Origin of the sequence: cf. Phormidesmis sp. LEGE 11477, from assembly GCF_015207105.1 — a bacterium.
In the GTDB taxonomy this organism is placed as follows: Bacteria; Cyanobacteriota; Cyanobacteriia; order Phormidesmidales; family Phormidesmidaceae; genus Phormidesmis.
In genome coordinates this window covers 26,803-37,014 of record NZ_JADEXO010000057.1, presented here as the reverse complement: position 1 = coordinate 37,014, position 10,212 = coordinate 26,803, and the positions used below count along the sequence as shown (strand labels likewise).

At 49.7% G+C, this 10,212-nt stretch carries 13 protein-coding genes; 8 read left to right on the top strand and 5 right to left on the bottom strand.

Annotation, left to right across the window (positions count from 1 at the left end):
• Nucleotides 1–53 precede the first annotated feature (53 nt).
• From IQ256_RS16390 to IQ256_RS16380, 3 genes are all read left to right on the top strand, one after another.
• Nucleotides 54–311 carry a 2TM domain-containing protein gene (locus tag IQ256_RS16390; RefSeq protein ID WP_193856625.1) on the top strand — a complete coding sequence of 86 codons (258 nt, stop codon included), beginning with the start codon at nucleotides 54–56 and terminating at the stop codon, nucleotides 309–311.
• 152 nt (nucleotides 312–463) lie between these two features.
• Nucleotides 464–772, top strand: a complete 309-nt coding sequence (locus tag IQ256_RS16385; protein WP_193856624.1) for a DUF3181 family protein — start codon at nucleotides 464–466, stop codon at nucleotides 770–772.
• Nucleotides 773–1,004: 232 nt separating this feature from the next.
• Entirely contained in the window at nucleotides 1,005–1,424 is a 420-nt protein-coding gene (locus tag IQ256_RS16380) for a hypothetical protein (protein ID WP_193856623.1), read from the top strand.
• Nucleotides 1,425–1,535: 111 nt separating this feature from the next.
• On the opposite strand, the gene IQ256_RS16375 is transcribed toward IQ256_RS16380, so the two are convergent.
• The gene (locus tag IQ256_RS16375; protein ID WP_193856622.1) at nucleotides 1,536–2,873 is read right to left on the bottom strand and encodes an MATE family efflux transporter; all 1,338 of its coding nucleotides are present in this window, start codon (nucleotides 2,871–2,873) and stop codon (nucleotides 1,536–1,538) included.
• A gap of 199 nt (nucleotides 2,874–3,072) precedes the next feature.
• Between IQ256_RS16375 and IQ256_RS16370 the strand changes: the two genes are divergently transcribed.
• Nucleotides 3,073–4,629 (top strand): tetratricopeptide repeat protein, encoded by a 1,557-nt coding sequence (locus IQ256_RS16370; RefSeq protein WP_193856621.1) that lies wholly within the window; start codon nucleotides 3,073–3,075, stop codon nucleotides 4,627–4,629.
• 18 nt (nucleotides 4,630–4,647) lie between these two features.
• Here the strand turns inward: IQ256_RS16370 and IQ256_RS16365 are convergent, their stop codons facing one another.
• On the bottom strand, nucleotides 4,648–4,893 hold the full coding sequence (locus tag IQ256_RS16365) for a DUF2283 domain-containing protein (RefSeq protein ID WP_193856620.1): 246 nt from the start codon (nucleotides 4,891–4,893) through the stop codon (nucleotides 4,648–4,650).
• A gap of 367 nt (nucleotides 4,894–5,260) precedes the next feature.
• Here IQ256_RS16365 and IQ256_RS16360 point away from each other — a divergent pair, with 367 nt between their 5' ends.
• Nucleotides 5,261–5,725, top strand: coding sequence for a DUF3122 domain-containing protein (locus IQ256_RS16360; RefSeq protein ID WP_228024961.1), 465 nt, complete (start codon nucleotides 5,261–5,263; stop codon nucleotides 5,723–5,725).
• Here IQ256_RS16360 and lipA read toward each other — a convergent pair.
• A complete protein-coding gene (lipA, locus tag IQ256_RS16355; protein ID WP_193856618.1) occupies nucleotides 5,722–6,669 on the bottom strand; it encodes a lipoyl synthase in 948 nt (315 codons plus the stop codon). The genes IQ256_RS16360 and lipA overlap by 4 nt on opposite strands.
• A gap of 261 nt (nucleotides 6,670–6,930) precedes the next feature.
• On the opposite strand from lipA, the gene IQ256_RS16350 reads away from it, so the two are divergent.
• The 3 genes from IQ256_RS16350 (at nucleotide 6,931) to IQ256_RS16340 (ending at nucleotide 8,340) form a co-directional block, all read left to right on the top strand.
• On the top strand, nucleotides 6,931–7,470 hold the full coding sequence (locus tag IQ256_RS16350) for a response regulator (protein WP_193856617.1): 540 nt from the start codon (nucleotides 6,931–6,933) through the stop codon (nucleotides 7,468–7,470).
• 115 nt (nucleotides 7,471–7,585) lie between these two features.
• On the top strand, nucleotides 7,586–7,861 hold the full coding sequence (locus tag IQ256_RS16345) for a UPF0175 family protein (protein WP_193856616.1): 276 nt from the start codon (nucleotides 7,586–7,588) through the stop codon (nucleotides 7,859–7,861).
• The gene (locus IQ256_RS16340; protein WP_193856615.1) at nucleotides 7,858–8,340 is read left to right on the top strand and encodes a DUF3368 domain-containing protein; all 483 of its coding nucleotides are present in this window, start codon (nucleotides 7,858–7,860) and stop codon (nucleotides 8,338–8,340) included. Before IQ256_RS16345 ends, IQ256_RS16340 begins: the two co-directional genes overlap by 4 nt.
• Before the next feature lie 40 nt (nucleotides 8,341–8,380).
• Here IQ256_RS16340 and xth read toward each other — a convergent pair whose 3' ends face one another.
• Both xth and IQ256_RS16330 read right to left on the bottom strand, forming a co-directional pair.
• Entirely contained in the window at nucleotides 8,381–9,166 is a 786-nt protein-coding gene (gene xth / locus IQ256_RS16335; protein ID WP_193856614.1) for an exodeoxyribonuclease III, read from the bottom strand.
• A 97-nt stretch (nucleotides 9,167–9,263) separates the two neighbouring features.
• Nucleotides 9,264–9,959, bottom strand: a complete 696-nt coding sequence (locus tag IQ256_RS16330) for a cation diffusion facilitator family transporter (RefSeq protein ID WP_193856613.1) — start codon at nucleotides 9,957–9,959, stop codon at nucleotides 9,264–9,266.
• Nucleotides 9,960–10,212: the final 253 nt, after the last annotated feature.

Here is a 10,212-nt window from a genome sequence, read left to right as displayed (position 1 = left end):
CCCCTTTCCCCACTCCCTTACAATAGAGATAACTCCACCGAGACAACCCACTTATGCCTCCCCGCTGGCCTCGCAAACCCGACCGCGCTGATCCTGAGTATAGAAAGTTAGAAGATCGCATCAATCTCGCGGTGCATTTTGCCATCTTTGGTGCAGTCAATTCTTGCATGGGATTTTTCAATACCCTCAATCCCGGATCGCTGCCGCTAGCGAAGACGATTTCGCTAGTTTGGGTCTGTGGGCTAGCGGCACACGCAATCTACTTCTTTGCGATCGCAGACTACTCCACCAATCCAGCCAGCGGTGACTAGCCAGGCCGTCTGAGCCCACCGAACTAAGTGGAGCGAACTAAGATAGCCGCGAACGAAGCCAGTCGAAAGGCTCGAACTCACCTACACACTCATACCTGCACACTCATACCTGCACACTCATACCTGCACACTCATATAAGAGCAAAACGCTTATGGCTACTCCTAACGCCTCTGAAAATATCGAAGCGCTAGCCGCAGAAATTGGCGAAAACATCTACATGGACATCGCCAAATGGCACCTATACCTGGGTGTTGCCAAGCTGCATACGCCGTTAGCCGAAAAGCTAATGCCTATGATCGCTAGCGACGATATCTCTGAAGACAACGTCACCAAAATCCTTGCAGATATTCCGATTAAGCTAGGCGGCGGACGAAAGACGGTGGCGCTAGCCGATCTGTTGCCCATGCAGTGCCTAGTCAATCTGATCGATTTATTAGAAGACTATCAGCGAGATCTCTGAGCGGCTTTCTTTCCTCTTCTCAGAAAACTCATAGATAGTCGCCCAAGTTAATACCAAAGCAACTAGCCTAGGTAGTCGCCCAACTGACTACGAATGTTAGGCATGCTAACTGCTTCAACTCTGCTGGTGCTGACTGATTTGAATAACTAATTCGGACTTTGGCCTTTCTAATAAACGAAATAAAAGTTAGTATAAGTACACATAGACTTCAGAACTTCTAGACAGGAGAACAATGGGAATTTTAGAATTTGTGTTCGGCAAAAGCACACCAAAAGACGATACTGCACCTAAACAGGCTTTTTATCTCAACGATGACGACGCTAAGACCTTTGGTAATATTGACTACATGCGCTCTTCGAAGACAGTCAGACGTACCTTTGCTAAGAAAAAAGGTCAAGCTGAGCACATGGAAAGCGTCAGACAGATTTCTTCGACAGCCGCAAAGATAATTGAGGCGAATACTAACTCTTCGACATCTTCACAGCCCGCTGCTACCTTTAGCTCTTTTAACACGCCTGCTGCTTCAGCGCCCAAGGCCGAAAGCAACGGTTCATCAACAGCTGCTAAGTCCGCGCCTACGCCTGCCCGTCGCAAGCCTGCAAGTAGCGACATGGATATGTTCCGCAATATGGCAAAAGACATCCGCAAGTAATTTCATTACTTTTATCTGAGCGGAGTCGCTGAGCAGAGTCATAGATAGCTCACGCTAAATAGCCTGTATTGAACGGTGGTCTATCAGTAGGTAGACTACCGTTTCTAATCTTTAAACTGCTTTATTTAACAATCGCTGATTGATGATCGGAACCTGGCGAATCAAAGTCACGCCGCGCAGAGCCATCAGCACCGATAAGGCTAGCCAAAGCAGATGTGGATTGTTCGACCAATTTGCGAGTAACGCTAGCGGCAGAAAGCCGAGCAGTACCGATATTAAAGCGCTGTTACGCAAAATGTGCCCGGACGTTAGTCCTAGAAAATAGCCATCTAGCGTGAAGGCAACGCCGCCGAAACCCAGAACCGGAACCAGCCAATAGACATAGGTAGGAAGTTGAACAAGTAGATGATTGTGGGTCGTCAGCAGGCTAAAAAACGGCAGTGGCCAGATAGTTAGGGTGAGGGCGATCGCAATCCCTAAAAACACACTCCCACCTGCCCCTAACCACAGCAACCAGAGCAGATCATCCACCGATCTTTGCCCATAGAATCTACCTGCGTAGCTTTCTACCGCTAGCGCCACCCCATCCATAAAGTGGGCCGACATCAATACAACCTGTATCAGCAAGGCATTGATTCCTAGAATTGTCTCACCTAGCCCCGAGCTGAAGTTAGTAAAGCTCGACATCGCTAGCACCAAAGCAAACGTGCGAATCAAAATGTCTCTGTTTAGACTAAACAGCATACGCAATTCCTTTGGCTGCCAAAGTTCTGCCTTAATCTGCGACAGCAAGTGCCAGGGCACCAGGCTAGCGGCCACTATGGAACAACCGACAGCCAGCATCACGTATTGGCTAAGCGCAGTTGCTAGCCCAGCGCCGTAGCTCTCCCAGCCCAGTCGGCGAATAAACCAGTAATCTAGGACAACATTGCTACCGTTGCCGATCGCTGCTAGCCAAACAACCTGAGCTCCTCGCCCACGGCCAAGCAGCCAGCCCAATACAACGAAGTTGACAAGAACAGCAGGTGCGCCAACGATACGACCTTCAAAAAAGGCAACTGCCGCTGCTCTCACCCCTGGCCCCATGTGCAAAAAGTAAAATCCTATTGCTGAAATCGGCTGTCGTAACAGCAAAACGGCCAGTCCTGCACCCAAAGCCAACAGCGAATTTCGCAGCAGAATCAGCCAAATAGTCTTTTCATCATCGCGACCTACCGCCTGAGCGACTGGCCCCGTTGTGCCCATCCGAAAAAAGTTGAATCCCCAATAGATCACATTAAAAATGACCGACGCTAGCGCCACGCCATTTAGATAGCGAACGTCTGATAGATGACCGAGAAAGGCCGTATCAATCAGGCCAGCTAGCGGCACCATCAGCCCAGAAGTTGTATTGGCAATGGCTAGTTTACAGAATGGACGAATCCAGGCTGGCGTTTGATTAAACAGCAAGATAGGTAGTTCCCCTCAATTCGTTCCTTGGTGCTAATGGGCAGTCTTTATTTATAGCAATCTGCTGATGCATTAGTAGATTGCTATGCACTTAGCGCTATGTGCAACAGGGACTACAGCTTCTATATACGGCTTAAGCTAAGTGCGGATTGCTATATCAAGATAGCCAAAACTACAGTCTTCTTTTTTAAGGAACGTCATGAATCGCAGCGGAATCGCAGCTCTAAAAGTAGCTCTAAGTATCACAACACTGCTCGGCGGCACGCTAGCAGCGTTTCCAGCTCATGCTAATGGCCCTGTTATTACTAGCGATATCGCTGCGATCGATCTGCCTATCTTTGATATTGAGAGCGATTTGGAGCCGCTTGAATCGCCGATACCAAATAGCGAGATGCCTAGCGATAGAACGATCGATGTCGAAGATTCTGAACTAGACATTGAAGCGGCTGACGGTGAAGTCGCACCCGTTGAGACGACAGCAGTTGAATTCTACAGCCGGGGGGTAAGGGCTTACCAAAAGGGCGACGACCTAAAAGCTATCGATCATTTCACATCGGCGATCGCAGCAAACAGCGAATATGCAGAAGCCTACCTGTTTCGAGGCGCGATCAGACAGCTTCTAGACGATCCGGTTGCAGCGATGGCTGACTATTCCACTGCTATCTACCTGCGCTCTGACTACGCACTAGCTCACTTCTATCGAGGCGCATTACTGCATAAATCTGGAGATATACTGGCGGCGGTGAGCGATCTAGAAACGGCAGTTGCCCTCGATCCGACACATTTGCTCAGCCACGAATATCTAGGTGTCGTCCAAACAGAAATGGGCGATTTTAATAGCGCAGTGGTGAGCTTTGATAACGCGATCGCCCTCGATGCAGAGTACGCGCCTGCCTACATGCGTAAAGGAGCAGCGCTGATTGAACTAGAAGATTATGAGAGTGCGATTGCCCCGTTAGATGTCGCCATTGATCTCGACGATAAGTATGCAGCCGCCTTCATGAAACGTGGGGTCGCCTATTATCATCTCGGTACGCTGCAAACCGCGCTAGCGAATTTGAACCGCGCTATCAGATTGGATGAAGATAACCTTGATGCCTACTATAACCGCAGCCATATCTACTCAGCATTGGGGCGGCCTACGGATGCTTTGGCTGATGTTAACTATGTTCTTTCAGTTCAGCCTGAGTCGACAAAAGCCTACATGACTCGGGGTAGCTTGTATAGCGCTCAGGGTAGATACAACGCCGCGATCGCAGACTTTAACCGCGTGATAGAAATCGATGCGAACTCCAGCGAAGCCTATCGGCAAAGGGCTTTAGTTCGCGTAGCCAACAACAACATTCCTGCGGCATTAGATGATTACTACAGCGCGGTTAGCCTTAGTCCTAATCGTCGAGAGCTCTACAAAGGGCGGGCCGACGCCTACGCCATTCGCGGCAATCTGCTCTCTGCGATCGCCGACTATACCTACGCCATCGAACTAGACAACAGCTACATCGCCGCCTACGCCGCTCGGGGACGTTCTCTATACGAGTCAGGAGATATGCAAGGAGCCTATCAAGACTTCTCGCAAATTATCCGCCAGGATCCCACAGTCGATGCCGATATCTACTATTACCGAGGGATTACCCTAATGGCATTAGGAGATAGCTTCAGCGCCAACGAAGATCTGCAAATCGCTGCCGAGCGCTATCTAGCCGAAGGCAGAGCTGAGGGCTATCGGGCCGTGATTAACCGGATGAGTAGACTGTAGATTCTTGTATGAGTCAACCTATGAGCTTGCCTTCGCTAGGCTAAGCAACTTGCCTTGAACAGATTCTAGGATAGAATCTCGGAGGTATGTGCTAGCATGCAGAATCTCTACGCCAATCAACTCGCCTGCTTGATTCAATTCCGCAGTCACATTGGGGCTAATTTCTATGCTACTAGCCTCTACTTCTTCAGATATCAAAAGGTGAAGAATATCTTCCTCTTTGAAGTAGTTCATCTGCGGCGCAGACTGTTTAGAATCAGACATCGATGATAAACCTTCCAGTTTTTACGCGGAATCGGATTTATTGATGAGAAATAGCATGAACCGTGACAGGGATGATGAGATCATCCCTGCGTTCATAGGGGATCATGACTAGCTGAGTTCGATGCTTCCCAACGGTAACGCTTCTGTCTGTTTCCACATCATAGTATCGCTCGCTGGAGAAACGTAAAATATTCTCGACTAAAGTTAGCTCAAAGCCTCTTTGTTCGGCGCGATATCGAAGGTAGGGAGTCCAAATTATTTCAGACATGAGAACGTACACTAAGAGCAGATTTCTTTTTCTATAGCCATTATGATTCGGCGTTTGGTCGTTCTGCTGTTGTTTCTGTGCTGTTTTTTGCTCCCCACCATGCCTGCAACAGCTTCTTTGCCTATAGCCTCTTTGCATACCTACAGTGAGAAACCAGGGCAGACCACTTTTCGCTCAAAGCAGAGCTTGCGCGATCGCACTGACCGATCTTGGCAAATCATCCTTTTCAAACGCTACCGGTCAGACAGCCTACAGGGACTCTATCTCAGACTCGTAGGCTTTCCGGGGCTGGTCACAGTCGATAGCCAAAAACCCCTGACTATTGCGACTGGATCTAGCCTGCAATGGCAGGTTGCCACTGAACTCGATCCACAAACCGCAGCGCTACCCGACTACGTAGGACAGTACAACGTGATGTCGGTTCTATCAGAGCTCTCCGGCGATATCCCTTTGCAAATAGAGATTGCACTAGGCGACGGCAGCACCGCAGAACTTGTTGTTCCCCCCTTTGCCGTGCATGAATGGCGAGAACTCACAGCGATGTCTCCTACCTCTACCAGCTAAGGCTGTTCGCCTGCGTGGTATGAGCTACGAACTAGTGGACCAGAGCGGACGTGAGAGAAGCCTAAGTCGCGGGCGATCGCACCCAACTGATCGAATTCTGCTGGTGTCCAGTATTTTTGTACCGGCAGATGGGCGAGAGAAGGACGCATATACTGGCCAATGGTGAGGCGATCGCACTTCACTGCCCGCAGGTCTTTCATCGCTTCTACCAGCTCTAGTCGCGTTTCTCCATGGCCGACCATCAGCCCTGATTTTGTTGGAATTGAGGGATCAATCTCTTTCACGTAGCGCAAGACATCTAGCGATCGCCCATACTTAGCACCCCTTCGCACTGGGCCTTGCAAGCGCTTTACGGTCTCTACGTTGTGGTTGAAACAGGTGGGGTGCGCGATCGCCACCGTTTCGACCCTTTGTCGCTGCTGCACTGGCGCGTCAGCTCCCCCCCAAAAGTCTGGTGTTAGTACCTCAATCTGTGTCTGAGGGTTGATCGCGCGCACAGCCTCCATCGTCTTTACGAACCAGCTAGCCCCTCCGTCAGCCAAATCATCTCGGGCTACCGCCGTTAGCACCACATACTTCAGATCCAACAGTTTCACCGACTCTGCAACCTTCGCGGGTTCTGTTGGATCTAGCGGCATTGGCGAATGCCCTTTATCCACCTGACAGAAGGCGCAGCTACGAGTGCAAGTCGGCCCCATTAGCAAGAAAGTCGCTGTCTGATTGGCATAGCATTCACCCCGATTCGGACAGCGCCCTTCCTCGCAAATCGTGTGAATCTGCCGCTGCTTAATTACCTTTTGTACAGCCGATAGCTCGCTCGCCTTGCCAATGGGTCGCCGCAGCCAGTCCGGCATTGCTAGAATCTCAGGCCGCGATCGCTGAGCGTCTTTTAGCTGATCCTTTTCAGACCGATTTTCTACCAACTGCTCAGAAGATATAGACATGAAATTAAACAGCTAGAGGCCAACGCATCTTTAGTATTCTACCGGGTTGATTCTTACACCTCACGCCTCGACTTGGTTCTTTCTTCGCTGTGTTCTCTCCACCCAGCAATCTGGGCAACTTTAAACCGGGCATAAAGCGGTTAGGAAGCGGAAATTCTTTTCCCTTCTGTAGGAAAACAGACAAAAAGTCTCGCCTCAGTCACGCATCAATTTGCCATCCGTCAACAATTGCCATTCATTAGATAGCACCAGGAGTTCGTCGTGGCCAATCATAAAATCCTAGTAATCGACGATAGTAGAGTGATCCGCGCTCGGGTGCGCGATATGCTACCTAACGGCAATTTTGAAGTCATTGAAGCGTCCGATGGCATTGAAGGCATAGACGCTATTCGGGCCCAAAAGCCAAACCTAATTATGCTGGACTTTTTGCTGCCTAGAATGAGTGGCTACGAAGTCTACCAAGAGATTCAATCTGTTCCTGAATTTCAAAGCATTCCGCTAGTGATGATGTCGGGTCGCCGCGAAGAGCTGACCGAAAAGATTCAAGAACCCTTTGAATTCTTTGAGTTTATTGAAAAACCCTTTGAGCAAAAAGAGCTAATCGGCGCTATCAAGGGCGCGATGGCCAAAGCTCGCAAGGTTCGACCTCAGAGCGCCACTGCCACATCGACTAGCGGAGGAGACGCCTCGGCTGAAGTCGCAGCACTGCAAAAGCAAGTAGAAGTGCTGGCCAAAGAAGTCGCGGCCCTCAAAGTTCAAAACAGCAAAATTCTCGCGTTTATCAAGAAAAAGCTGGCGTAGAGTTTCTTACCTAGCCTTCGAATGCCAGTCATTTCTAAGACCAGTCACTTCTAAGATTAAGTGGCTTTCTCAGTGCTTACAATAGAGGCGAGCTACTTCTATGTAAGAGAATCCAATGCAAATTACGATCGAACTGCCAAACGATATTGCTGAACGGCTGACGCAGCGGATGAGTGATCTGCCTAGACAAACGCTAGAAGCGCTATCGATTGAAGGATATCGCAACGAGATACTGAGTCATCACGAAGTCGGTCGTATACTGGATCTTGACTGGTGGGGCGTAGAAGCTTTCTTGAAAGCAGCTAACGTTTGCTTGCACTATGATGAATCTGACTTAGAGCAAGACAGGAAAACTATTCAACAAGTTAGAGAATCAGCTCGACTTGCATGATCGTCGTGTCTGACACCTCACCGCTGCTCTATCTTTTTCTCATTGATTCGACTGAGCTATTGCCACAGCTATACGATCAGGTCATAGTCCCTGAGGCGGTTAAGGCTGAAATGGTAGCACCCGGCGCACCGACAGCATTCCAAACGTGGGCAGTGAAACCTCCAGACTGGCTCCTAGTGGAATCTGTAAATAGAGAGATATCAACTGAGCTACAGAATCTGCACGCAGGAGAGCAAGCGGCTATTTGTCTAGCCAAGTCTTTAGATGCCGATTTTCTTCTGATAGACGAGAGGATGGGACGTCAAGCTGCAACCTCAAAAGGACTTAACGTCATTGGTACTCTTGGAATCTTAGACGAAGCAGCTGAGAGAAACATGGTTGACATCCGGTTAGTGGTCTCGCGACTACGGCAAACCAACTTTCGAATATCCTCAAAGCTTATCCAAATGATCTTGAACCGCCATGATTTGAGACTGTGATTCAAGCTAGAAGCGGCAGAGTGAAGTGTCGGTTAGAGAGCTAGTATTCGACGGTGACTGGGGTGTGGTCGCTAGGTCTTTCTAGCCCTCTAGGTTCGGTGTCGATAGTGCAGCTAATGGCTTTTTCGTAGAGCTTCGGTGAGAGGTAGTGGTGGTCGATGCGCCAGCCAGTGTTTCGAGCAAAAGAGTTGGTGCGATAGTCCCACCAGCTAAAGTGACCGCCTTCGTCTGTGAATTTGCGGAAGGCGTCGGACAGGCCAATAGAGAGCACGTCACGAAGGGTCTCTCTTTCGACCGGAGAAGACATGATGTGCTTGTCTCTATTTTTGTCGGTGTAGATGTCTTTATTTTCGGGGGCGATGTTGAAGTCGCCGCAGACGTTGAGCTGAGGATGCGCTTTTAGCTGCTGGGCTAAATATTGCTTCAGTAGAGCGAGCCAGCTGAGCTTGTATTCGTATTTTTCGCTGCCGATAGAGGAGCCGTTGGGAATGTAGAGATTAACGATGCGGACATCGCCTAGAACGCCGCTAATAACTCTTTTTTGATCGTCTAGATCGCCGACGGTAGCTTCGTCAATGATGGCACCAAAGCCCTTTTGAATATCTTCTAAGGGCGATTTGCTGAGTAAAGCAACGCCGTTATAGGATTTTTGACCGTAGTAGTAGGCGTGGTAGCCAATATCTGTAAATGCCTGGGCTGGAAAGTCTTTGTCAATGACTTTGGTTTCTTGAAGGCAAAGAACGTCAACGGAGTGGGTTTGCAGCCACTGGGTGACGTGCTCTAGACGGGTACGAACGGAGTTGACATTCCAAGAGGTGACTTTCATAGAGGTGTCGTGTGAACCAAAGACAAGGCGTAGGACTTTTGCTTTTGTATTCTAAGCGGTGAGCCTAGCGGGAACGTTTTTGGCGGTAAAGTCTTTCTCAGTTTGTGGGTAAGGCTTTAGGGTTAAGCGTAGACCAGCTCTGGCGAATGAGCGGGATAGCGCTGGAGGTGATGAGTAGGGCGATCGCACCACTGACTACACCATCGGCCCAGTACCACTGATAGTTTGCAATCAGCACCGCACCAATCAGCACACCTAGACAGCTACTAGCATCTGCCACCATGTGCAAAAAAGCGCCGCGCATGTTCAAATTATCGTCAGCATGGCTGTGCAACAAATAGGCGTTGAGTCCGTTCATGCCCAAACCCACGGCAGCCGTAATTGCCACGGGCTGGCTCAAGATTTCGGTAGGCAGCGATCGCAGATGCTCGATAGCTTCCCAGCCAAGCCAGCCGCTGACTATTAGCAACAGGACACCATTGACTAGCGCGGCGATCGCATTCAATCTCTCAGGGTTTATATCCGCCCGTCTACCCGACTGCACATCCGGCTGGGACTGGCTAGCGGCCCACAGCGAAAGTGCGATCGCGCCGACATCACACGCCATATGACCAGCATCCGCCATCAGGGACAAACTATTGGTATGGAAGCTCACCCATAGCTCAGCTATGGAGAAGCTGGCGATAAATACGAGGGCGATTCTCAGCGATCGCACCTGCTGTGGAGTCGAGGGCACGCCGTGATGACACCCTGCCGAATGACAGCCTTCGGAATGATGATGATGATCAGACATAACTAGTCACATAGAGTCAGTACACGAAAGTCGACGCAATGCCAAGACACGTAGGCAAGCTAGAATGAAGCCTATCTTCAAAGGCGTTTGGCAATAGGCGGCAAATAGACAGTTTCTGCAACAGCCTATCCTATGACCGCAGCTGTAGATATCACTACAGTCATTTCATATAGCTCGCTCGCGTCTAGCCAGCTCGCGTCAGCTACATCCATAAAACAGAAAACTTCAGTCTAACGCCACTATTTCGCACCTC